Source organism: Parageobacillus sp. NEAU-HV-2 (genome assembly GCF_059115485.1).
The window spans coordinates 486,441-509,658 of record NZ_JBXUJJ010000001.1 but is presented as its reverse complement, the minus strand read 5'-3'; the positions used below and the strand labels follow the sequence as shown (position 1 = coordinate 509,658).

General features: G+C 49.4%; 19 protein-coding genes and 1 other annotated feature (1 of these 20 running past the window's edge). Of the genes, 1 reads left to right on the top strand and 18 read right to left on the bottom strand.

The window, feature by feature from the left end:
• Positions 1-31: 31 nt before the first annotated feature.
• The 5 genes from rpoZ to AC1WMD_RS02760 form a co-directional block, all read right to left on the bottom strand.
• Positions 32-232, bottom strand: a complete 201-nt coding sequence (gene rpoZ, locus AC1WMD_RS02780) for a DNA-directed RNA polymerase subunit omega (protein WP_043904064.1) — start codon at positions 230-232, stop codon at positions 32-34.
• A 3-nt stretch (positions 233-235) separates the two neighbouring features.
• Positions 236-850 (bottom strand): guanylate kinase, encoded by a 615-nt coding sequence (gene gmk / locus AC1WMD_RS02775; RefSeq protein WP_043904063.1) that lies wholly within the window; start codon positions 848-850, stop codon positions 236-238.
• Between the two features lie 14 nt (positions 851-864).
• On the bottom strand, positions 865-1,128 hold the full coding sequence (remA, locus tag AC1WMD_RS02770) for an extracellular matrix/biofilm regulator RemA (protein WP_015863391.1): 264 nt from the start codon (positions 1,126-1,128) through the stop codon (positions 865-867).
• Positions 1,129-1,184: 56 nt separating this feature from the next.
• On the bottom strand, positions 1,185-2,060 hold the full coding sequence (locus tag AC1WMD_RS02765; protein WP_043904062.1) for a YicC/YloC family endoribonuclease: 876 nt from the start codon (positions 2,058-2,060) through the stop codon (positions 1,185-1,187).
• An 88-nt stretch (positions 2,061-2,148) separates the two neighbouring features.
• Positions 2,149-4,821, bottom strand: coding sequence for a cation-translocating P-type ATPase (locus AC1WMD_RS02760; RefSeq protein WP_043904061.1), 2,673 nt, complete (start codon positions 4,819-4,821; stop codon positions 2,149-2,151).
• A 112-nt stretch (positions 4,822-4,933) separates the two neighbouring features.
• Between AC1WMD_RS02760 and AC1WMD_RS02755 the strand changes: the two genes are divergently transcribed.
• The gene (locus tag AC1WMD_RS02755) at positions 4,934-6,646 is read left to right on the top strand and encodes an Rqc2 family fibronectin-binding protein (protein WP_043904060.1); all 1,713 of its coding nucleotides are present in this window, start codon (positions 4,934-4,936) and stop codon (positions 6,644-6,646) included.
• Between the two features lie 291 nt (positions 6,647-6,937).
• Here AC1WMD_RS02755 and pyrE read toward each other — a convergent pair whose 3' ends face one another.
• The 13 genes from pyrE to ileS form a co-directional block, all read right to left on the bottom strand.
• Positions 6,938-7,561, bottom strand: a complete 624-nt coding sequence (gene pyrE / locus AC1WMD_RS02750; RefSeq protein ID WP_494255898.1) for an orotate phosphoribosyltransferase — start codon at positions 7,559-7,561, stop codon at positions 6,938-6,940.
• Positions 7,558-8,277 (bottom strand): orotidine-5'-phosphate decarboxylase, encoded by a 720-nt coding sequence (pyrF, locus tag AC1WMD_RS02745; protein WP_494255897.1) that lies wholly within the window; start codon positions 8,275-8,277, stop codon positions 7,558-7,560. Before pyrF ends, pyrE begins: the two co-directional genes overlap by 4 nt.
• Positions 8,249-9,190 (bottom strand): dihydroorotate dehydrogenase, encoded by a 942-nt coding sequence (locus tag AC1WMD_RS02740; RefSeq protein ID WP_043904057.1) that lies wholly within the window; start codon positions 9,188-9,190, stop codon positions 8,249-8,251. Before AC1WMD_RS02740 ends, pyrF begins: the two co-directional genes overlap by 29 nt.
• On the bottom strand, positions 9,187-9,960 hold the full coding sequence (locus tag AC1WMD_RS02735; RefSeq protein ID WP_494255896.1) for a dihydroorotate dehydrogenase electron transfer subunit: 774 nt from the start codon (positions 9,958-9,960) through the stop codon (positions 9,187-9,189). Before AC1WMD_RS02735 ends, AC1WMD_RS02740 begins: the two co-directional genes overlap by 4 nt.
• The gene (gene carB, locus AC1WMD_RS02730) at positions 9,957-13,154 is read right to left on the bottom strand and encodes a carbamoyl-phosphate synthase large subunit (RefSeq protein ID WP_043904055.1); all 3,198 of its coding nucleotides are present in this window, start codon (positions 13,152-13,154) and stop codon (positions 9,957-9,959) included. Before carB ends, AC1WMD_RS02735 begins: the two co-directional genes overlap by 4 nt.
• On the bottom strand, positions 13,147-14,241 hold the full coding sequence (locus tag AC1WMD_RS02725) for a carbamoyl phosphate synthase small subunit (protein ID WP_043904054.1): 1,095 nt from the start codon (positions 14,239-14,241) through the stop codon (positions 13,147-13,149). The genes carB and AC1WMD_RS02725 overlap by 8 nt, the downstream gene beginning before the upstream one ends.
• Positions 14,242-15,525, bottom strand: coding sequence for a dihydroorotase (gene pyrC / locus AC1WMD_RS02720; protein WP_043904053.1), 1,284 nt, complete (start codon positions 15,523-15,525; stop codon positions 14,242-14,244).
• Entirely contained in the window at positions 15,488-16,414 is a 927-nt protein-coding gene (locus tag AC1WMD_RS02715; protein ID WP_043904052.1) for an aspartate carbamoyltransferase catalytic subunit, read from the bottom strand. The genes pyrC and AC1WMD_RS02715 overlap by 38 nt, the downstream gene beginning before the upstream one ends.
• Positions 16,415-16,591: 177 nt before the next feature.
• Positions 16,592-17,899, bottom strand: a complete 1,308-nt coding sequence (locus AC1WMD_RS02710) for a solute carrier family 23 protein (RefSeq protein WP_043904051.1) — start codon at positions 17,897-17,899, stop codon at positions 16,592-16,594.
• A 135-nt stretch (positions 17,900-18,034) separates the two neighbouring features.
• Positions 18,035-18,574: a bifunctional pyr operon transcriptional regulator/uracil phosphoribosyltransferase PyrR gene (pyrR, locus tag AC1WMD_RS02705; RefSeq protein WP_043904050.1), complete on the bottom strand. Its 540-nt coding sequence runs from the start codon at positions 18,572-18,574 to the stop codon at positions 18,035-18,037.
• A gap of 182 nt (positions 18,575-18,756) precedes the next feature.
• Complete coding sequence (locus AC1WMD_RS02700) at positions 18,757-19,671, bottom strand: RluA family pseudouridine synthase (protein ID WP_043904049.1); 915 nt, start codon at positions 19,669-19,671, stop codon at positions 18,757-18,759.
• Positions 19,672-20,139 (bottom strand): signal peptidase II, encoded by a 468-nt coding sequence (gene lspA / locus AC1WMD_RS02695; RefSeq protein ID WP_186003916.1) that lies wholly within the window; start codon positions 20,137-20,139, stop codon positions 19,672-19,674.
• Positions 20,140-20,258: 119 nt separating this feature from the next.
• Positions 20,259-23,030: an isoleucine--tRNA ligase gene (ileS, locus tag AC1WMD_RS02690; RefSeq protein WP_043904048.1), complete on the bottom strand. Its 2,772-nt coding sequence runs from the start codon at positions 23,028-23,030 to the stop codon at positions 20,259-20,261.
• A gap of 143 nt (positions 23,031-23,173) precedes the next feature.
• Positions 23,174-23,218: a binding site (T-box leader), on the bottom strand; it runs 174 nt beyond the window's last position.

Here is a 23,218-nt window from a genome sequence, read left to right as displayed (position 1 = left end):
GTAAAAAAATAACAACCTAACAGCTAGGTTGTTATTTTTCTTCTTCTACTAATTCGATATGATCGGCCGCAATTTCCTCCAACGCTTGCCCAACAAATTTTTTCGACACCGGATTTTTAATCGTTAATTCGGCTTTGTCTTGAAGCTGGCGAGCCCGTTTCGCGACAACGGTCACCAGTTTATATTTTGAATCCACTTTTTGCATTAATAAGTCGATGGAAGGATATAACATCTTTCATTCCACCCCCAACATTTTTTTGTAGCGTTTGGCCACGCGCTCCCGCCGGCAATGCTCGGCGATCACAATCGCCTTAATTCGCTCGCAGGCGAGTTCGACTTTATCGTTTTCGACGACATAGTCATACGCATCCATCATCTCAAGCTCTTCTTTTGCCGCCTCTAAGCGGTTGCGGACAAGCTCTTCCGACTCGGTGCCGCGCGAAATAATCCGCTTTTCCAGTTCGCTTAAGCTCGGCGGTGCGAGAAAAATAAACAAACCTTCCGGAAACACCTTGCGCACTTGCATCGCGCCTTGCACTTCAATTTCCAGAAATACATCTTTTCCTTCTGCAAGCGTTTTTTCCACGTAATCAATCGGCGTTCCGTAATAATTGCCGACGTACTCCGCCCACTCAAGCAGCTTGTTTTCGCGAATCATTTGCTCAAACTCTTCACGCGTTTTAAAGAAATAGTCGACGCCGTCGACTTCCCCTTCGCGCGGTTTCCGCGTCGTGACAGAGATGGAATAATGCAAATTAATATCCGGCTGGGAAAACAGCGCTTTTCGCACCGTTCCTTTGCCGACACCAGACGGTCCTGATAAGACAATCAACAATCCTCTTTCGCTCATAAATGTATAAAACCCTACCCTTCCTCCGATAAATCGTCGCTTCCATATAAACGATTGGCTACCGTTTCCGGCTGCACCGAAGATAGTATGACATGATCGCTGTCCATAATAATGACAGCACGCGTTCTCCTTCCATGAGTGGCATCGACCAGCTTTCCGCTTTCTCTTGCATCTTGAATAATACGTTTAATCGGTGCCGAATCGGGGCTGACGATCGTAATAATCCGAGCGGCGGATACCATATTTCCATAACCGATATTAATAAATTTAATCCCCACGAAACGTCCACCTTCCATAAATGCTATTGTTGCCGCAATGAAACCATTCTAAACGGCTACTCGATATTTTGCACTTGCTCTTTTATTCTTTCAAGCGCGCTTTTCATCTCTACGACTTGCGCGGCGATGCGGCTGTCATTCGCCTTTGCGCCGATCGTATTTACTTCACGGTTTAACTCTTGTACTAAAAAGTCAAGCTTCCGACCGATTGGTTCGTCTGTTTGCAACGTCGCGGCAACTTGCTGAAGGTGGCTGCGAATCCGCTTCAGCTCCTCATTAATATCCGCTTTTTCTGCAAAAATCGCCACCTCTGTTAAAATGCGGGACTCATCGGCAGGAAGTGGAACAAGCTCATGGATCCGTTTCAATAGCCGCTCGCGATAATGTTCAACCACATCGGGCGCCCATTTCTCAATCGCCTGGACCCCTTTTTCAATTTGAGAAAGCCGCTCCTTGATATCAATAAGGAGCGCCTCACCTTCCTGCTTACGCATGAGCGCAAGTTGCTCAGCAGCCTCTTTCACTGCGGCAAGCAAAAGCTGCTCCATGTCTTCATTGACGCTCTCTTCTTCCATAATTTCCGTCACGCCTTCGAGCTGAAATAAGTGGGCAAGCGTCACACGGTCGTGCAGAGCAAACTCTTCATTCGCCCTTTGCAAGCTATGATAATAATCCTTCATTAATTCCCAATCAATATGTAATTTCCGCTTGACTAAACCATCGCCTTCGATATTGACAAAAACTTCTACTTTTCCTCGTCTGACGTACGGCAAAATGACTTTTTTTATTTTATCCTCAAAAGCCATCCATTGTCTAGGGATGCGGATGGAAATTTCACAAAAACGGTGGTTTACCGACTTCATTTCCACTGTAATGGCAAGCTGTTCATTTTTTTTCATGCTGCGTCCAAAACCTGTCATGCTATAAACCATGTCATCACATCCATTTATGTGAAATGCCAAAAAGAAAAGGTCATAGAGTGATCCTCTACCACCTTGGATATTATACCATATCTCTTTTTTATTTTCTCGCCAAAAACGAGCCGGAAAACAAAAATGTTGGAAGTGCTGCTAAACCAATGATGAGCAGCCAATCAAACAGAGCGATCGGCATCGTATGGAAAATTCCTTGCAGCGGCTGGTAGTAAATGACGACAAGCAACAACAACACCGATATAATAACGGCACCGACAAGATATATATTTTCGAACGGATTGCGGTCAAAAATGGAACGCTCGCAGCGGCAGTCAAACACATGAATGAGCTGCGCCATCACTAACGTCGCAAACGCCACCGTCTGCGCATAAACAAGGTCGTTTCCGCTTCGTTCATACGCCGTTATAAATGCCGCCAGCGTCACCATCCCGATGATAAAGCCGCGGCTGACAATTTTCCAGCCAAGTCCGCGGGCAAACACACCTTCTTTCGGATGGCGCGGCGGGCGTTTCATCACATTTTCCTCCGCGCGGTCAAGCCCAAGCGCCATCGCCGGCAAGCCATCAGTCACAAGGTTTACCCATAAAATTTGAATCGGCACAAGCGGAAGCGGCAGCGCCATCAGCATGGCAAACAGCATCACTAAAATTTCCCCGACGTTGGATGCGAGCAAATAGCGGATAAATTTGCGAATGTTTTCGTAAATATTTCTTCCTTCTTGAATCGCCGCTTGTATCGTCGCAAAGTTATCATCTAGCAACACAAGCGAAGCCGCTTCTTTCGCCACATCCGTTCCTGACCGCCCCATCGCCACGCCGATGTCGGCCGCTTTAATCGCCGGTGCGTCGTTTACACCATCGCCCGTCATGGCGACAATATGTCCTCTGCGTTGGAGTGCTTTCACAATTTTTAATTTATGCTCCGGCGAAACGCGGGCAAATACGTAAATATCATCGACGACTTCCTCAAGTTCATCCACCGAGAGGCGTGCGAGCGTTGGGCCGTCCATCACTCTTCCATTCGGCGGCAGCACCCCAAGCTGCTTGGCGATCGCTTTTGCTGTCAATACGTGATCGCCGGTAATCATCACCGTTTTAATGCCCGCTTCCTTGCATTGCTGCACCGCTTTTTTTACTTCTGGCCGCGGTGGGTCGATCATTCCTTGAATGCCAAGAAACACAAGATTTTTTTCCGCTTCCTTTTCCGATGTTATGCGTTCGTGCGCGTGCAGCGGGCGATAAGCGACCGCAATCGTGCGGAGCGCCTGGCTCGCCATCATTTGAATCACGTCTTGTATCGTTTTTCTCCATGCCATTGTCATCGTTTGCTCGCGGCCGTTCCAATATAGTTGGGTAGAAATATGCAGTAATACATCCGGCGCCCCCTTGGTAATAATAAATCGGCGTCCGCTTTGATCCCTCACGATAACCGTCATCATTTTCCGCTCGGAATCAAACGGAAATTCTTGCTCCACGATAAATTCGTTTTCGATGCGTTCCTTCGCCAATCCGGCTTTCATCGCGGCGACAAGCAAAGCGCCTTCGGTCGGGTCGCCGTCGATGTAGCGCCGTCCCCCTTTTTCTTTCAGCTGTGAGCCATTGCAAAGCATTCCAAACATCAGCAGCTGTTGCAAGACCTTCTCTTTCTTGATGTCGATTGGGCGCCCGTTTTCATAAAACTGCCCCGATGTCTCCAAGCCGGCGCCGCTTATCGTCCACGTTTTGCCGTTTGCCCATACATGCGTAACGGTCATCATATTTTCCGTCATCGTTCCCGTCTTATCCGAGCAAATCACCGAGGCGCATCCTAACGTTTCCACCGCCGGAAGCTTGCGAACGATCGCGTTTTTCTTGATCATCCGCTGCACGCCAAGCGCGAGCGCAATCGTGACAATCGCCGGCAGTCCTTCCGGGATCGCCGCGACCGCTAGCGAAACACCGGCTAAAAACATTTCATACAAACCGTGTCCTTGAATGACGCCGACTACAACAACGAGAACGGTAAGCAAGAGGGCAACGACAATTAAAATTTTCCCTAGCTGCTCAAGCCGGCGCTGCAGCGGGGTCATCACTGTTTCCGTATCTTGAAGAAGGTTCGCAATTTGCCCCATCGCCGTTTTCATTCCCGTCGCAATCACAATGCCAACGCCGCTTCCCCTTGTCACCAGCGTGCCCATAAACGCCATATTGTGCAAATCACCGATCGCCGCATTTTCATTCATAAGCGGTGTGGCTGATTTTGCCGTCGGCACCGACTCACCCGTTAGCGCCGATTCTTCAATTTCCAATCCTTTCGCCTCGATTAAGCGGACATCGGCACCGATTCGGTCTCCGCTTGCAAACTTGATAATATCGCCGACTACCAGTTCCTGCGACGGAATTTTCACCCATTCCCCGTCACGCAACACTGTGGCCTGCGGCGCCGATAATTGCTTGAGTGCTTCGAGCGATTTTTCGGCGCGCCGTTCTTGGAAAAATCCTAAAATCCCATTCATGATGACAATGACAATGATGGCAACCGCATCGACATATTCGCCTAAGAGCCCCGAAATAACGGTAGCGACCAGCAACACAAGCACCATAAAATCTTTAAACTGATTCAAAAACACCAAAAGCGCCGACTGTTTTTTTGCTTCTTTTAATTCGTTATATCCGAACCGCTTCAGACGCTTTTTCGCTTCTTCCGCCGTTAAGCCTGTCGTGAGATTGGTGTTTGTTTCCTTCGCCACCTCATTCGTCGCGAGCGTATGCCACTGCATGTTCGTTTCTCCTCCCTCTTTGCTTTTCTATGAAAGCTTATTCAGACATGTCCGAAAAAATGATATGATATGTTATTGATGAAGCAACAAAACAAACAGAAAGGTGTTTTTTATGTCATTCGACGGAGTGTTTACCTATGCGGTCGTAACAGAATTACAGCAAACGCTCGCGGGAGGACGCATCACGAAAATCCATCAGCCGTCTGCCAATGAATTGGTCCTGCAAATCCGCGCGTACGGGCGAAATTATAAATTGCTGCTGTCGGCGCATCCGAGCTATGCGCGCGTTCATTTGACAAATGAAACGTATGACAATCCGGCTGAACCGCCGATGTTTTGCATGCTGTTGCGCAAACATTTGGAAGGAAGCATCATTGAAGCGATCCGCCAAGTGGATTTTGACCGGATTATCATCATCGAAACAAAAGGACGAAACGAAATTGGCGATATTCATACAAAACAATTAATGGTGGAAATCATGGGGCGGCACAGCAACATCATCTTGGTTGACAAAGAAACAAACACGATTATCGACAGCATTAAACATCTCTCTCCTGCCGTCAACCGCTATCGTACCGTGCTTCCCGGCCACGAATATATCGCGCCGCCGTCGCATGGAAAAATCAATCCGCTTGAAGCGACCGAAGAAACGATCGTGAAAAAAATCGATTTTCATGCCGGCAAACTAGCGGAACAGCTCGTCACTACATTTTCCGGGATCTCGCCGCTGTTTGCGAAAGAAGCGGTATTTCGCGCAGGGCTTGCGAATCGGGCGACACTGCCAAAAAGCTTTATCGCGTTAATGGATGAAGTGCGCGCGCATCGCTTTGCGCCGGCGATGTACACGAATGGCGAAAAAGAATGGTTTTACGTGCTTCCGCTTACCCACTTGCAGGCCGAAGCAAAAGCGTTTGCCACGCCAAGCGAACTATTGGACCGTTTCTACTTTGGCAAGGCTGAACGCGACCGCGTGAAGCAGCAGGCACACGACCTTGAACGGTTTATTGCCAACGAAAAAGCGAAAAACGAGAAAAAGCTAGTCAAACTTAAGCAAACATTAGAGGAAGCAAAACAAGCGGAACAATATCGGCTTTACGGGGAACTGTTGACCGCTAACCTGTACGCCATCGAGCGGGGGATGAAAGAAATCGAAGTGATCAACTATTACGACGAAAACGGCGCGACGGTGACGATTCCGCTTGATCCGCAAAAATCGCCATCGGAAAACGCACAAAGCTATTTTCAAAAATACCAAAAAGCAAAAAACTCGCTAAACATCGTCCAAGAACAAATCGAGCGCACGAACGAAGAAATCGCCTATTTCGATACGCTTCTCCAACAGCTCGAAACCGCCGCGTCAAAAGATGTCGAGGAAATCCGCGAGGAATTAATCGAACAAGGATATTTACGGGCGCGCGCCACCAAACAAACGAAAAAGCAAAAACAGCGCAAGATTGAGCTGGATCGCTATGTCGCAAGCGACGGCACGGAAATTCTCGTTGGAAAAAACAACAAGCAAAACGATTATTTAACGACAAAACTAGCGCATAAAGACGAGATTTGGCTGCACACGAAAGACATCCCTGGCTCGCACGTCGTCATTCGCAGCAAAAATCCATCCGAGCAAACGATCATCGAAGCTGCCAACCTCGCCGCCTACTTCAGCAAAGCTCGCCAATCGAGCTCCGTTCCCGTCGACTACACGCGCATCCGCTATGTGAAAAAACCGAGCGGCGCCAAGCCAGGCTTTGTTATTTACGAAAACCAGCAGACGATTTACGTTACGCCGGATGAGGATTTGGTGATTCGAATGAAAAAGCAATAGTAACACAAGTGCTCTCCTGCTATAAAGTGCGGGAGGGCACTTTTTATGAACTTCAATTTATCGAAATACTTCTTCCAAATTTTATTCCAGCCTCGGAAAACAAGCCGATTGGACAACGACCGTCCCTGCTTTGAGTTCATATAATCCTTCCTCATTTAACGCATCAACCGTAATCACGCCCTTCAGCGGATTTACATCCAATATGTTACCTGTTCACCTTGAGCAAAAGAGCAGAGCGGGATCATGAAAAAAGAGCGCATTCCGCTGTGCGCTCTCTTACTCGCATTCATTTTATTTTCCCCACTCTTCCGGATTTTCCCGCCATTGGCGTAAGGTGGCGAGGTCTTGTTCTGTCACGACACCTAGTTCGACTGCGGTTTCGATGAGTGTGCCGTAATCCGTCAGTGTATGCACTTCCACGTTATTTTCCGCAAATGCTTGTTTTCCCTTTTCCAATCCATACGTAAAAATGGCGACAACACCAAGCACTTGACAGCCCTCTTCCCGCAATGCGCGAACAGCATTCAAAGAACTTCCGCCTGTAGAAATTAAATCCTCAACGACAACGACCTTTTGCCCTTTTTCCACTTTTCCTTCAATCTGCTTTCCTTTTCCGTGGCCTTTCGCTTGGCTGCGTACGTAGCACATCGGCAGGTTTAGCCGTTCACTGACCCATGCGGCATGTGGAATGCCGGCTGTGGCCGTTCCGGCGATCACTTCGGCATCTGAAAAATGGGTGCGAATGAGTGCAGCGAGCCCGTCGGCTATCGCGCTTCGTACGTTTGGATACGCAAGTGTCAGCCGGTTGTCACAGTAAATCGGCGATTTCAACCCAGACGACCAGGTGAACGGTTCGTTTGGCTCTAACGATACCGCACCGATTTCAAGCAAATGTGCAGCGATTTCTTTTTTCATTCCTTCTCTTCTCCCTTCCATTCCCGTTGCAAACGCTCGTAAGCCGCAACTGGATTTTCTGCGCGGGTAATGCTTCGGCCAATAACGATAAAGCTTGCGCCAAGTTTTTTTGCTTCATATGGCGTCACGACGCGGACTTGGTCATTTTTCTCGTCATCGGCAAAACGAATCCCTGGGGTAACGGTCAAAAAGGCTTCTCCGCAATGCTCGCGAATAAGCGGCACTTCTTTTGCCGAGCAGACGACACCATCAAGCCCGCTTTGTTTCGCAAGCCGTGCGTAATGAAGAACTGTTTCTTCCATTGTCCGGTCAATCCAAAGCTCGTTATGCAGCATGGACTCGTTTGTGCTTGTCAGCTGCGTAACGGCGATGCAATATGGGCGGCGCGATCCGCTTGGCGTTCCCGCTTCTAGCCCCTCGAGCGCCGCTTCCATCATTACCGTTCCGCCGGCGGCATGGACGTTGACTAAATCGACTCCTAAACGGGCTAATCCCTGCATGGCGCGCTTGACCGTATTCGGAATGTCATGCAGCTTTAAATCAAGGAAAATGCGGTGTCCTTGATCTTTTAAGTAATGGATGATTGCGGGACCTTCTTGATAGTATAATTCCATGCCGACTTTGACGAATAACGATTCATGCGGAAACGATTGTAAAAATGTTTTTGCCTCCTCTAATGTCGGAAAATCAAGCGCCACAATAAACGGATGGTCCACCTTTTTTCCAGCTCCTTCCCGTGCATTCGGAAATATGGCCGATGCCAAGCTCATCCAAAAGTGCCGGCAGTTCAGCAATAATGTTCGGGCAGACGAACGGGTCGATAAAATTCGCCGTTCCAATTGCGACGGCGCTGGCGCCGGCGTAGAAAAACTCAATCACATCTTCGGCTGTTTGAATGCCGCCCATGCCGATAATCGGAATCGAAACGGCTTGGCTGACTTCATAAATCATGCGGATCGCAATCGGCTTAATCGCCGGTCCCGATAAACCTCCGGTTCGGTTCGCTAAAATCGGCTTGGCGGTTTTCACATCGATGCGCATGCCAAGAAGCGTATTAATCATCGTTAGTCCGTCTGCGCCCGCCGCTTCAATCGCTTTCGCCATTTCGACAATGTTCGTCACATTTGGCGAGAGCTTGACATAGACAGGTACTTCGGAAACTTCTTTCACGAGTTTCGTCAATTCCGCGGCAATCTCAGGAACAGTACCAAACGCAATCCCGCCTTTTTTGACGTTTGGACATGAAATGTTCAGTTCAAGCGCATGAACATTTGGCGCTTTGGAAATATGTTTGGCAACTTCGACATATTCCTCCATCGTCGAGCCGGCAATGTTGGCAATAATCGGTACGTCAAATTGGGCAAGCCATGGCAGCTCTTCTTCCATTACTTTTTCTAAGCCAGGATTTTGCAAGCCGATCGCATTCAGCATCCCGCTTGGCGTCTCCGCGACTCTTGGCGTCGGGTTGCCAAAGCGCGGCTCCCTCGTCGTCGCTTTAATCATTATTGCGCCAAGCACGCTTAAATCGTAAAAGCGCGCGTATTCACGACCAAAACCGAAGCAGCCTGACGCCGGCATAATCGGATTTTTCAATGAAAGTCCCGGCAATTCGACCGCTAAGCGGTTCATAATATCACCTCCCCGGCTTTAAACACAGGACCGTCACTGCATACTTTCTTATACGCTGTTTCGCTGCCAGGGACGTGACAGACGCAGGCAAAACAGGCGCCGATGCCGCAGCCCATCCGCTCTTCCAGCGAAAGATATACTTCTTTGTGCGGAAACGCTTGTTCCAGCGCTTTTAACATCGGTTTCGGGCCGCACGCGTACAAGACGTCAAACGAAATCGCCCGTTCATTGATGACATCGGTGACAAATCCTTTCGTTCCGTAAGAGCCATCGACAGTAGCGATATACGTTTCCCCGAACTCGGCAAACTCCCGTTCATAAAAGACGACCTCTTTCGTTTGAAAGCCGAGCACGCTTGTCACCGTCACTTCTTTTTTCACAAGCCACTTTGCTAGTTCATAAAGCGGCGGGACACCGATGCCCCCGCCGACAAGAAGCGCACGCTGTCCTTTCGCAACAGCGTCAAGCGGAAATCCGTTTCCGAGCGGGCCGAGCACATCGACCGTTTCCCCTGGCCGTTTTTCCGAAAGCAATGTCGTGCCAATTCCTTCTTTCCGGTAAATAAGTGTACATTCCCTCGCGTCTTGATCGATGCGGCAAAGGCTAAGCGGACGGCGCAAAAGCGGATCCGTTTGCGGAGTCACTTTCACATGGACAAATTGCCCTGGTGCATTCATTTCTTCAACTAAACGGCCGCTTAACGTTAGTTCATAAATGTTTTTCGCAATCGGTTTGTGGCGAACGATCGTCATTGGTTCCCGCTTCATCATGCGCGCACCAGCCCTTGCGTCATCGCCGTCGTCGAAAACGTCATCGATTCGATCACTTGCAGCATCGCCCGCGCCGTATCGAGCGAGGTTAAACATGGAATGCCGTTTTCGACCGCTTCGCGGCGGATGCGGAAGCCGTCGCTTTCCGGCTGTTTTCCTTTCGTCAGCGTGTTAATGACAACTTGCGCTTTTCCTTGACGAATGACATCTAAAATGTTTGGCGATGCGGAATGGATTTTATTGACGACAGTTACCGGAATGCCCGCCGCTTTTAACGCTTCCGCCGTGCCGTTTGTCGCAAGCAGTTGATAGCCAATTTGATAGAAACGTCTTGCAAGTTCAATCGCGTCTTCTTTATCTTTATCAGCGACCGTCAACAACACCGCTCCGTACGGGCGAATATGAATGCCTGAGGCGACGAGTCCTTTATAGAGCGCCTTTTCAAAGGTCGCGTCTTTGCCGATCACTTCGCCGGTTGATTTCATTTCCGGGCCGAGCGAAATATCGACGTTGCGCAGTTTCGCGAATGAGAAGACCGGCGCTTTCACGTATACGCCTTCGCTTTCTTGTTTCAAGCCCGTTTCATAGCCAAGTCCCGCGAGCTTCGCGCCTAAAATGACTTTCGTGGCGATGTTGGCCATCGGCACGCCGGTAATTTTGCTTAAAAACGGCACCGTGCGGCTTGAACGCGGATTGACTTCGAGCACGTATACTTCATTTTGGTACATGACAAACTGAATGTTTAACAGCCCGACAATGCGCAAGCCTCTTGCCAGTTTAATCGTGTAATCAACGATTTTTTGCTTGATGTCCTTCGTTAACGTTTGCGGTGGATAAACAGCGATCGAGTCGCCCGAGTGAACGCCGGCCCGTTCGATATGTTCCATAATGCCCGGGATAAACACCGTTTCTCCGTCAGAAATCGCGTCCACTTCGATTTCTTTTCCGATTAAATAGCGGTCGATGAGCACTGGATGCTGCGGATTGACTTTGACGGCGTGCTCCATGTAGTGCAATAGTTCCTCCTCTTGATAGACGATTTCCATTGCGCGGCCGCCGAGCACGTACGATGGACGGACGAGCACCGGATAGCCGATTTCCTCGGCAATCCGCACCGCTTCCTCGACGGAAAAGGCCGTTTTTCCTTGCGGCTGCGGGATACCTAGCTCCGATAACGTTTGTTCAAATTTGTCACGGTCTTCGGCGCGGTCTAAATCCTCTAGCGACGTTCCTAAAATGCGGACGCCGCGCGCCGCTAATTCCGCCGCTAGGTTGATCGCCGTTTGGCCGCCGAACTGAACGATGACTCCAACTGGCTTTTCTAGGTCAATGACATGCATCACATCCTCGATTGTTAACGGCTCGAAATACAACTTGTCCGATATGCTGAAGTCAGTCGACACCGTTTCCGGATTGTTGTTGATAATAATCGCTTCGTAGCCTGCTTCTTTAATCGCCCAGACGGAATGAACGGTCGCATAATCGAATTCAATGCCTTGTCCGATGCGAATCGGTCCGGAACCAAGCACCACGACGCTTTCGCGGGCAGTAACGACCGATTCGTTTTCGTCTTCGTACGTGCTGTAGTAATACGGCGTTTCTGATTCAAATTCCGCCGCGCACGTGTCCACCATTTTATATACAGGAATGATTCCTGCTTGTTTGCGCATCTCATAGATGTCGCGCTCGCTTTTATTCCAAAGCTTGGCGATCGCTACATCGGAGAAGCCCATTTGTTTCGCTTTCCGCAGCACTTCGATATCTCCCTTATAATCACGGATGACGGTTTCAAAACGGACGATGTTTTCGATTTTGGTTAAGAAAAAGCGGTCAATTTGGCTCCATTCATAAATTTGCTCGACAGTAAAGCCGCGGCGCAGCGCTTCGGCAATATAGAAGAGACGCTCATCTCCCGCTTTGCGAATCCGTTTTTCGATTAATTCATCCGATATGTTTTCCACATCCTTGAGTTCAAGGTGGTAAACGCCCGTCTCTAAAGAACGCACCGCTTTTAACAGCGATTCCTCGAACGTCCGTCCGATCGCCATCACTTCGCCTGTCGCTTTCATTTGCGTGCCAAGACGGCGATTCGCCGATTCAAACTTATCGAACGGAAAGCGCGGAATTTTTGTCACGACATAATCAAGCGCTGGTTCAAAGCAGGCGTACGTTTTTCCTGTCACCGGATTAATGATTTCATCTAACGTTAAGCCGACGGCAATTTTCGCGGCCAGCTTGGCGATCGGGTAGCCGGTCGCTTTTGACGCTAACGCCGATGAACGGCTGACGCGCGGGTTGACTTCAATGACATAATAATGGAAGCTATGCGGATCGAGCGCCAGCTGCACGTTGCAGCCGCCTTCGATGCCAAGGGCGCGAATAATGCGGAGCGACGCGTTGCGCAGCAATTGATATTCACGGTCGCTTAGCGTCTGGCTTGGGGCGACGACGATCGAATCGCCGGTATGAATGCCGACCGGATCGATATTTTCCATGTTACAGACGACGATCGCGTTATCGTTGGCGTCGCGCATCACTTCATACTCAATCTCTTTATAGCCGGCGATGCTTTTTTCCAACAAACATTGATGAACAGGACTTAGTTTTAACCCAGTAGAAACGATATCAATCAATTCTTCCTCATTCGTGCAAATGCCGCCGCCGGTGCCGCCGAGCGTAAATGCCGGGCGGACGATGACCGGATAGCCGACCTTTTCGACGAAAGCGTATGCTTCTTCCAAGCTATGAATAATTTCGCTTTCCGGAACGGGTTCGCCGAGTTCGTTCATCAGGGCGCGGAATTGCTCGCGGTCTTCTGCTTTTTCGATTGCCTCTAATTTTGTTCCTAAAATTTCAACACCGCATTCTTCCAGCACTCCGGCTTTTGCCAGTTCCACCGCCAAGTTTAGTCCCGTTTGCCCGCCAAGCGTCGGCAAAATCGCGTCCGGACGTTCTTTGCGAATGATGCGCGCAAGAAATTCAAACGTGAGCGGCTCCATATATACTTTGTCCGCAATTTCGGTATCGGTCATAATCGTTGCTGGATTGGAGTTTACTAAAATGACTTTATACCCTTCTTCCTTTAGCGCTAAGCACGCCTGTGTGCCCGCATAATCAAACTCCGCTGCCTGGCCGATGACAATCGGGCCGGAACCGATCACTAAAATCGTTTTAATATCTTGGCGTTTAGGCATGGACGATTTCCCCTTTCTTTTTAAACTCGCGAATCATCGCGATAAACTCATCAAATAACGAGTTGGCGTCCTCAGGACCAGGTGATGCTTCCGGATGATATTGCACCGTAAACGCCGGATAATCAAGATGGCGCAATCCTTCTACCGTGCCGTCGTTTAAAGCGATGTGTGTTACTTCTAATCTTGTATTGTGCAACGATTCTTTTTTAACGGTATAGCCGTGATTTTGCGAAGTAATCGCCACTTTTCCCGTCGCCAAATGCTTCACTGGATGGTTCGAACCGCGATGGCCGAACTTCATTTTTTCCGTATCGGCTCCGCAAGCGAGGGCGAACAGTTGATGGCCGAGACAGATGCCAAAGAGCGGCACTTTGCCGAGAATACCCTGAATCATGTCAATCGCTTCCGGTACATCTTTCGGGTCGCCAGGGCCGTTTGAGAGCATCACCCCATCTGGATGCAAACGAAGAACTTCTTCCGCTGTTGCATTGTATGGCAAGACGATGACGTCGCAATTCCGTTTATTCAGCTCGCGCAAAATGCCGTGCTTCATGCCGAAGTCGACCAAAACGACGCGGTAGCCCCGCCCCGGACTTGGATACGGACTTTTTGTTGAGACGCGTTTGACCTGGTCGCGCGGCAGTGCCGTTGTTTTCAAGTATTCGACAACCTCTTGCACGCTGACATCCAAGTCGCAAATCATACCTTTCAGCGTCCCGTATTGGCGGATGATGCGCGTCAATTTACGCGTATCAATCCCTGCTAAACCAGGAATCTTTTTTTCTTTTAAATATTCGTCAAGCGTCATCTCGTTGCGCCAGTTCGATGGCACATCACATACTTCTTTGACGATCAGCCCGTGAATGTGCGGTTCAATCGATTCAAAATCGTCACGGTTAATGCCATAGTTGCCGATGAGCGGATATGTCATTGTCACGATTTGTCCGCAATAAGAAGGGTCGGTTAAAATTTCTTGATACCCGGTCATTCCCGTATTAAACACCACTTCGCCAACTATTTTTTCCGTACTGCCGAACGCCTCTCCGATAAAGAATGAACCGTCTTCTAATACAAGCTGCCGTTTCATTTACACTCTTCCTTTCTGCCAAACTAGTTTTCCGCCGACAAACGTCATCACCGGCCAACCTTTGCATTTCCAACCGGTAAATGGAGTATTTTTTCCTTTGGATACAAACGTCTGCGGATTAATCATTTCTTCCGTCTCTAAATCTATAATCGTAATATCCGCCCGCTCGCCGACCGCCAGTTTTCCAAGCGGCAGTCCGAAGCACTCTGCCGGCTTCACCGTCAGCAAATCAATCAGCTGCTTAAGCGTCAACATATTCGTTAAGACCAAATGAGTGTAAAGGAGCGGAAACGCGGTTTCCAAGCCGACGATGCCAAATGGGGCGGCGTTCATGCCTTTTTGTTTTTCCGCTTCCGTATGCGGGGCATGGTCGGTGGCGATAAAATCGATCGTGCCGTCCAGCAATCCCTCGATTAGCGCCGCACGGTCTTCTTTGCTGCGCAGCGGTGGATTCATCTTATAATTCGTGTCAGGACCCGGAATATCTTCATCACACAAAAGAAGATGGTGCGGCGTCACTTCCGCGGTGACGCGAATGCCTGCCCGCTTCGCATCGCGGACGATGCGAACCGATTCTTTCGTGCTAATGTGGCACACATGGTAATGACAGCCTGTTGCTTCCGCCAGCAGCACATCGCGCGCGATATGTACCGACTCGCACACAGACGGAATGCCGTTAAATTTGTAGCGGCGCGCGAATTCACCATCGTGAACAGCCCCGCGATTCGTTAACGTGTTATCTTCGCAATGGGCGACAATCGCCATATCCAGTGCAGCGGCGCGCTTCATCGCTTCATACATCATGCCGGCCGATTGCACGCCGACGCCGTCGTCGGTAAAAGCAAACGCCCCTGCTTGCTTTAATGCCGCAAAGTCCGTCAGCTCTGTTCCTTGCTGGCCGACCGTAATGGCAGCATATGGAAGCACATTGACATAAGCCGTTTCGCGAATCCGCTTGCAAAGCCATTCCATCTGCTCTTTCGTATCCGGCACCGGGCGCGTATTTGGCATCGCCGCCACTGTCGTAAAACCGCCTTTCGCTGCTGCCAGCGTTCCGGTGGCAATCGTTTCTTTCGCTTCGCCGCCTGGTTCGCGCAAATGAACGTGCAAATCGATCAATCCGGCGGAAATCAACTTGCCTTGCACATCGATGACTTCATCCGTTCTTTCGCCCTGTATCTCACGGCCTATCGCCGCAATGACACCATTTTCGATTTTCAGTTCCGTCTGTTCAAGCACGCCATCGTTATTGAACGACATGCCATTTTTCAATATAATGCCCATTTTTCATGCTCCCTTCCATTGCTCGTTTCAGCACCGCCATCCGTACATAAACACCGTTTTCCATTTGCTTAAAAATGCGGGATCGTTCTGATTCCACAAGTTCGCTGGCGATTTCAACATCGCGGTTGACCGGTGCCGGATGTAAAATAATGCTTGTTGGTTTCATCCGTCTCGCCCGTTTCACCGTCAATCCATAACGTTCATGATACTGTTCTTTCGTCAGCCCCATTTTTTCCGCGTGACGCTCATGCTGGATGCGCAGCAGCATGACAACATCCGCCGCTTCCACCGCCGTATCGATATCGACGTACGTTCCGTATGGATTTGCCTCATCTTTCCATGCTTCCGGACTTGAAAACAGCACTGTTGCTCCTAATCTTGTCAGCACTTCCGCGTTCGAGCGGGCGACGCGGCTGTGGCGAATATCGCCAATGATCGCAACAGTCAATCCGGAAAAGGTGCCGAACTCCTGGCGAATCGTGAGCAGATCCAAAAGCGATTGTGTCGGATGATGCCCGCAGCCATCCCCGGCGTTAATGATTGGGATGCGAATCGAATGACGGAGAGACTCAAAATACGCGTCTTCCCAATGGCGAATGACAACAGCGTTTACTCCGATCGATTCGAGCGTGCGAACCGTGTCGTACAGCGTTTCCCCTTTTTGCACGCTCGACATATCCGCATCAAACGGGATGACGTGAAGCCCTAGTTTCCGCTCCGCCATTTCAAAGCTGCATTTTGTCCGTGTGCTTGGTTCAAAAAACAAGTTGGCGATAAACATCGGCTCAGGCGGGCGCCAAAAATGGCCTTTTCTAAATTGCTCCGCATCGTCTAATAATCGGGTAATTTCCGTGACGGACAGTTCGGATAATGTAAACAAATGCGTCATCGTTTTCTCTCCTTTGCTTGATTTCTCATAAAAAACACCCTGCCGAGAGACAGGGTGTTACACAGTTCGCAAAAAGGTGTCAGAAAGCAACCATCGTCTTTCCAGACAACGGCCTACCTTTTTCCTTCTCGTCGTAACACCCTTTTAAGTCTCTCTGGACTTAGTTAAAAGGTGTCATTATGCGACATGGTCATTGTTTTCTTCCGTTTCTACTTCAAACATGTTTTCTTGTACTTCCGGGCGTCCTGGCAAAATCAGATTTAAGATGACACCGCAAATCGCCGACAGCGCCATTCCTTGGATTTGAAACCCATCGGTTATTTTTAAGACGGCGCCGCCGATGCCAATGACTAAGATAACAGAAGAGATGACTAAGTTGCGTTTGTCCCCGAAATCGATGCGGCTATCGACAAGCATGCGCAATCCTGACGATGCGATGATGCCAAAAAGCAGGATCGATACGCCGCCCATGACTGGGGTCGGGATCGAGCTGATCAGTGCGGTGACTTTACCGACAAAGCCGAAGATGATCGCAATCACCGCCGCTCCGGCAAGCACGTAGACGCTGTATACGCGCGTGATCGCCAGCACTCCGATGTTTTCGCCATACGTCGTTTTCGGCGGACCGCCAAGCAGCGCAGAAATCATTGTCGCCGTTCCGTCTCCTAAAATCGAGCGATGCAATCCCGGTTTTTGAATGAGATCGCGCCCGACGACTTTACTTAAGACAAGCTGATGTCCGATATGTTCCGATAGTGTCACGACCGCCACCGGCACCATCAGCATGACAATATCCCACGTAATGTGAACTGGATAATCGACAAATGGCAGGAGGAAATCCGGCATTTCAAACCATTTTGCTTGCGCGACTTTCGCAAAGTCGACCACTCCGACGATAAGGGCATATATATAGCCGACGATAATTCCGACTAATACCGGAACTAGGCTGAGCATGCCGCGCAAAAACACGGAGCAGACGATCGTTGCCGCCAGCGTGACAAGCGCGACCGAAAAGTAAGTGAAACTGTATTTTCCGTCGGGATTGTTCATTGCCATGCCTACTGCCGTGTTGGCCAGCCCGAGGCCGATCACGATAATCACCGGGCCGACGACAATCGGCGGCAACAGCTTCATAATCCAGCGGTAGCCTGCTTTTTTAATGATGAGCGCAACGATGCCGTACACCAATCCGGCTAGAAAGCTGCCGATCATTGCCGCTCCCGCTCCGCCTGCCGTTTTCGCCGCGATAATCGGTGCGATAAAGGCGAAGGAAGAACCGAGATACGCAGGGACTTGCCATTTCGTGATCATCAGGAAAGCAAGCGTCCCAAGCCCGCTCGTAATAAGGGCGATTGACGGGCTTAATCCGACTAGATAAGGCACTAAAATCGTCGCACCGAACATCGCGAATAAATGCTGCAAACTAAGCGTTAGCCATTGTATGGCCGTTGGCCGATCTTGAATATCCAATACCGGTTTGTTCATTATTCATAAACTCCTTTCTCGCTTTGCATAAAAAAACCTCTTTGCCCTTGAGGGTGCAAAGAGGGTACAGAGATAGTCTTCGCCTATTCTGTCCCTTTTGCAGCCTCGCGGGACTGCACTTAAAAGGGATGACATTTATTTTTCATGAATGCTCACTTGGTCCAACTCATCGACTTCCGTTAGCTCGACGACAATCAACTCTGAACTCGAAGTCGGCACGTTTTTGCCGACGAAATCAGCGCGAATCGGCAGTTCACGATGGCCGCGGTCCACCAATACCGCAAGCTGAATTCGCGCCGGGCGTCCAAGGTCCATTACCGCATCCATCGCCGCGCGCACCGTTCGTCCTGTAAACAATACATCATCGACTAAGATAACTTTTTTATCGGTCACCTCAAACGGTACATTCGTTCCTTTCACCAACGGTTCATGATCCGCTGTTTTGACCGTTAAATCATCGCGATACAAGGTAATATCCAATTCGCCGACTGGAATGGTGCTGCCTTCAATTTGTTCAATCCGTTCTGCCAGCCGTTTCGCTAAGTAAATGCCGCGCGTCTTAATGCCGATCAGCACACAATCGTCAATTCCTTTGTTCCGTTCGATAATCTCATGAGCAATGCGCGTCAGCGCGCGGCGGATGGCCTGTTCATCCATCACGACAGCCTTTTGCATGTCGCTTCACCTCCACAAAAAAATCCTCCCGCCTGAGAAGCGAGAGGAACCGTTCGTACACGCACAAAAAGGCATACCATGGTCTTTATTTTTTCTTCATCCGATCCCTTCTCAGCCTCACAGGACTGAATTTAAAGGTTCATATTCACTTGATTTCATTGTATGTGTTCGCGCTGGCGTTGTCAATCATTTTTTCGCAGCCATTGTAAAATTGCTTCGAATTCAGGCGGAAGCGGCGCCTCAAATTCCAAATATTCACCGGTGCGCGGATGCGTAAATCCGAGCACGCCGGCATGCAGCGCCTGCCCGTCGATCGGCAGCGTCTTTTTTGGCCCGTATTGCGGATCGCCGGCGAGCGGATAGCCGATATATTTCATATGCACGCGAATTTGGTGCGTTCTGCCTGTTTCCAACTGGCATTCGACGAACGTATAGTGTCGGAAGCGCTCGAGCACACGGAAATGAGTGACCGCTTCTTTTCCGTTTTCTTCGGTGACCGCCATTTTTTTACGGTCCCGTTTATCGCGGCCGATCGGCGCGTCAATCGTGCCATAGTCGTGCGGAATGACACCATGGACAATCGCCTTATATTTTCGCGTCACCGTTTTTTTCACGAGCTGGTCAACAAGCGATTGATGCGCAACGTCATTTTTCGCCACCATCAACAAACCGGACGTATCTTTATCAATGCGATGGACAATGCCTGGACGCAGCACGCCGTTAATGCCGGACAGATCAGTGCAATGGGCAAGCAATGCATTGACGAGCGTGCCGCGCATATGCCCGGGAGCCGGATGGACGACCATGCCGCGCGGTTTATTCACCACAAGCACATCCGCATCCTCATAATAAATATCAAGCGGGATATTTTCCGGCTCGACATGGAGCGGCTCGGGCTCCGGCAGACGGATAACGACCACATCCCCTGCTTCGCATTTGTAATTCGCTTTCACAGACCGATCGTTGACGGTGACGAGCCCGTTTTTGATCCACTGCTGCACTTTCGAACGCGACCATTCTTCATTTAATACGGCAATGACCTTGTCAATGCGTTCGTTGTCGTATTCTTCATCAATGTGAAACTGAATGACTTCCATTTACTGATTCTCCCTTTCTGATGTCGCGAAGAAAAACGTTTTGATAAAAAGAAGAACAACGCCAATCGTCAACGATGAATCGGCAACATTAAATACAGGAAAGCTGTATGTACCAATATACGCATGGATAAAATCGACCACTTCTTTGCGGAAAAGACGGTCAATAAAATTGCCGATCGCCCCGCCAAGCATCAAGCCAAGGGCAACGCCAAACAGCCTTTCTCCGCGCGGCAGGCGCTGGATATACACAATGAGCCCGATGACAACAATAACGGTAATCAAATAAAACAGCCAAAACTGTCCTTGCAAAATGCCCCACGCTGCACCGCGGTTGCGATGGGACGTAATGTAAAACACGTCTGGAATAATAGGGATGCTTTCCCCAAGCCGCATATACTTTACTACAAGCCATTTTGTCCATTGGTCGATGGCGATGACCACCAGCGCAATCATATAGTATATCACCATATTACCCCCACTTACGTATATCATACCTAATGCATTGTAGCATAATCAGGCAATGATAGACAATTGGATGACACGATAAAAACAGCGGAGCTGCCGCAGTTTAGGCAGCTCCGCCAGCTTTAGGCGGAATAATGTTCTTTCACAATATGGGCGCAGCGCGGACATAACGTCGGAAGATCTGCATCTTTTCCTACTTCCGGTGTCACCACCCAGCAGCGCTCGCATGTTTCTCCTTCTGCTGGTTTGACGATGACGGCGACATTGGCCAATTTTTGCGCATCTTCCGGTGCGTTTTCATAATCTTCCGCAATCGCAAATTCAGATACGATAAACAGCTGTTTTAAATCTTCTTCAATCGATTGTAAAAGCTGACGCGCTTCTTTTTTCGGATACACGACGACGCTTGCCGTTAATGATTTACCGATCACTTTTTCATTGCGCGCCACTTCGAGCGCTTTAAGCACATCATCGCGCAAGTTCATAAACGCATCCCATTTGGCGATCAACTCGTCTTCGCCATCGAGCGCCACCGGTTCCGGCATATCGACAAGCTGAACGCTTTCCGCTTTTTCTTTCCGGTTTGGAATATGCTCCCATACTTCATCAGCCGTATGCGGCAAAATTGGCGCAACTAGTTTCGTCAACGCGACGACCGTTTCGTACAATACCGTTTGAATCGAGCGGCGGGCGCGGTCATTGGCCGCTTCAATGTATAAAATATCTTTAGCAAAATCTAAATAAAACGCGCTTAAATCAACGGTGCAGAAATGGTTCACTTCATGGTAAATTGCCGCAAAATCATACGTTTCATATGCATGTTTTACTTTTTCGATCAACCGGTTTAATTTAGCGAGCATATAGCGGTCGACTTCACGCAATTCGTTCACCGAAACAGCATCGGCCTCCGGGTTAAAGTCAAATAAGTTGCCGAGCATAAAACGGAATGTGTTGCGAATTTTGCGATACACTTCGGAAACTTGTTTTAAAATGCTGTCAGAAATGCGAACATCAGCTTGATAATCGACGGAAGCGACCCAAAGCCGCAAAATATCGGCGCCAAGCTGTTCCATTACTTTCGCCGGCACGACCACGTTGCCAAGCGACTTGCTCATTTTCCGCCCTTCGCCGTCCAGAACAAAACCATGGCTTAACACCGCTTTATACGGCGCTTTTCCAGTAACAGCAACCGCCGTGGACAGCGATGAGTTAAACCAGCCGCGATATTGGTCCGAACCTTCTAAGTATAAATCGGCCGGGCGCTGCAAATCGTCGCGTTCGACAAGAACCGCCTGATGCGAAGAACCGGAGTCAAACCATACGTCCATAATGTCTGTTTCTTTCGTAAAGATGCCGTTCGGGCTAGACGGATGGGTAAAGCCTTCCGGCAGCAAATCTTTTGCTTCACGTTCAAACCACACGTTCGAACCGTATTGGCGGAATAAATTCGATACGTGTTCGATCGTTTCATCAGTAATGATCGGCTCGCCGTTTTCCCCGTAAAAGACCGGAATCGGCACGCCCCATGCGCGCTGGCGGGAAATGCACCAGTCGCCGCGGTCGCGGATCATATTATGGATGCGGATTTCGCCCCATTCCGGAATCCATTTTGTTTCTTTAATAGCCTGGAGCAATTCGCCGCGGATTTTATCAATCGATGCAAACCATTGTGTTGTCGCCCGGAAAATCGTCGGCTGTTTTGTACGCCAGTCGTGCGGATACGAGTGCGTGATAAATCCAAGCTTTAACAGCGCGCCGACTTCTTCTAATTTTTGTGTAATCGCTTTGTTTGCCTCATCGTAAAACATTCCTTCAAAGCCTGGCGCTTCGCTCGTCATATAGCCGCGCTCATCAACCGGACAAAGCACGCCGAGACCGTATTTCTGCCCGATAATAAAGTCGTCTTCCCCATGACCAGGCGCGGTATGCACGCAGCCCGTACCGGCGTCTGTCGTTACATGTTCCCCGCAGATGACTAAAGAATCTCGGTCATAAAACGGATGTTTGGCCACGACGTACTCTAAATCTTTTCCTTTGATCGTTTTCACAACCGTTACTTCGTCCCAGCCGACTTCTTTGACAACTGCTTCTAGTAATGCGGCAGCAACAACGTATTTTTGACCGTTTGTTTCCACCACTTGATAATCAAGGTCTGGATGGACAGCAATCGCTAAGTTTGCTGGAATCGTCCACGGTGTTGTTGTCCAGATAACGATTTTTTCGTCTCCGTCCAATACACCTTTTCCGTCTTTGACCGGAAACGCTACATAAATCGATGGCGAACGTTTGTCTTTATACTCAATTTCTGCTTCCGCCAATGCCGATTCGCTTGACGGAGACCAATAAACCGGCTTCAAGCCCTTATAAATCAGCCCTTTTTTCGCCATTTCGCCAAACACTTTAATTTGCTGTGCTTCATATTCTGGTTTCAGCGTAATATACGGATTTTCCCAGTCGCCGCGCACGCCAAGGCGCTTAAATTGCTCGCGCTGGTTGTCGATTTGCTCGTACGCGTATTGCTCGCAAAGCTTGCGAAACTCGGCAACGCTCATCGACTTGCGGTCGACGCCTTTTTTCGCAAGCGCCGTTTCAATCGGCAGCCCGTGCGTATCCCAGCCCGGAACATATGGAGCGCAATAGCCGCTCATTGATTTATAGCGGACGATAATATCTTTTAAGATTTTATTTAAGGCATGCCCCATATGAATATCACCATTGGCATACGGCGGCCCATCATGAAGCACAAACAGCGGGCGGCCTTTTGTCCGCTCCTGCACTTTGCGGTAAATGTCCATTTCCTCCCATTTCTTTTGCATTTCCGGCTCGCGCTTTGGCAAATTGCCGCGCATTGGAAAGTCCGTCTGTGGCATTAACAACGTTTCTTTGTAATCCATATTCATTCCTCCTTGCATTCGTATGATCTATCATCCATGTGGAGAAGGCATTATCATATGATGTTTTTTCACGGCTCTCCGCCTCGCTATGGCGGTAAATGTGCGCCGCTATCGGAACGCAAAATAAAAAACCGCCCTCTCCCAGAAGGGACGAGAACGGTCTCGCGGTACCACCCTTATTGACTATG

What these genes read in the sequence shown, in the direction of transcription:
- rpoZ (WP_043904064.1), bottom strand. Translation starts at nt 232, where the DNA reads ATGTTATATCCTTCCATCGACTTATTAATGCAAAAAGTGGATTCAAAA.
- gmk (WP_043904063.1), bottom strand. Translation starts at nt 850, where the DNA reads ATGAGCGAAAGAGGATTGTTGATTGTCTTATCAGGACCGTCTGGTGTC.
- AC1WMD_RS02765 (WP_043904062.1), bottom strand. Translation starts at nt 2,060, where the DNA reads ATGGTTTATAGCATGACAGGTTTTGGACGCAGCATGAAAAAAAATGAA.
- AC1WMD_RS02760 (WP_043904061.1), bottom strand. Translation starts at nt 4,821, where the DNA reads ATGCAGTGGCATACGCTCGCGACGAATGAGGTGGCGAAGGAAACAAAC.
- AC1WMD_RS02755 (WP_043904060.1), top strand. Translation starts at nt 4,934, where the DNA reads ATGTCATTCGACGGAGTGTTTACCTATGCGGTCGTAACAGAATTACAG.
- pyrE (WP_494255898.1), bottom strand. Translation starts at nt 7,561, where the DNA reads ATGAAAAAAGAAATCGCTGCACATTTGCTTGAAATCGGTGCGGTATCG.
- AC1WMD_RS02740 (WP_043904057.1), bottom strand. Translation starts at nt 9,190, where the DNA reads ATGAACCGCTTAGCGGTCGAATTGCCGGGACTTTCATTGAAAAATCCG.
- AC1WMD_RS02735 (WP_494255896.1), bottom strand. Translation starts at nt 9,960, where the DNA reads ATGATGAAGCGGGAACCAATGACGATCGTTCGCCACAAACCGATTGCG.
- carB (WP_043904055.1), bottom strand. Translation starts at nt 13,154, where the DNA reads ATGCCTAAACGCCAAGATATTAAAACGATTTTAGTGATCGGTTCCGGC.
- AC1WMD_RS02725 (WP_043904054.1), bottom strand. Translation starts at nt 14,241, where the DNA reads ATGAAACGGCAGCTTGTATTAGAAGACGGTTCATTCTTTATCGGAGAG.
- pyrC (WP_043904053.1), bottom strand. Translation starts at nt 15,525, where the DNA reads ATGGGCATTATATTGAAAAATGGCATGTCGTTCAATAACGATGGCGTG.
- AC1WMD_RS02715 (WP_043904052.1), bottom strand. Translation starts at nt 16,414, where the DNA reads ATGACGCATTTGTTTACATTATCCGAACTGTCCGTCACGGAAATTACC.
- AC1WMD_RS02710 (WP_043904051.1), bottom strand. Translation starts at nt 17,899, where the DNA reads ATGAACAAACCGGTATTGGATATTCAAGATCGGCCAACGGCCATACAA.
- pyrR (WP_043904050.1), bottom strand. Translation starts at nt 18,574, where the DNA reads ATGCAAAAGGCTGTCGTGATGGATGAACAGGCCATCCGCCGCGCGCTG.
- AC1WMD_RS02700 (WP_043904049.1), bottom strand. Translation starts at nt 19,671, where the DNA reads ATGGAAGTCATTCAGTTTCACATTGATGAAGAATACGACAACGAACGC.
- lspA (WP_186003916.1), bottom strand. Translation starts at nt 20,139, where the DNA reads ATGGTGATATACTATATGATTGCGCTGGTGGTCATCGCCATCGACCAA.
- ileS (WP_043904048.1), bottom strand. Translation starts at nt 23,030, where the DNA reads ATGGATTACAAAGAAACGTTGTTAATGCCACAGACGGACTTTCCAATG.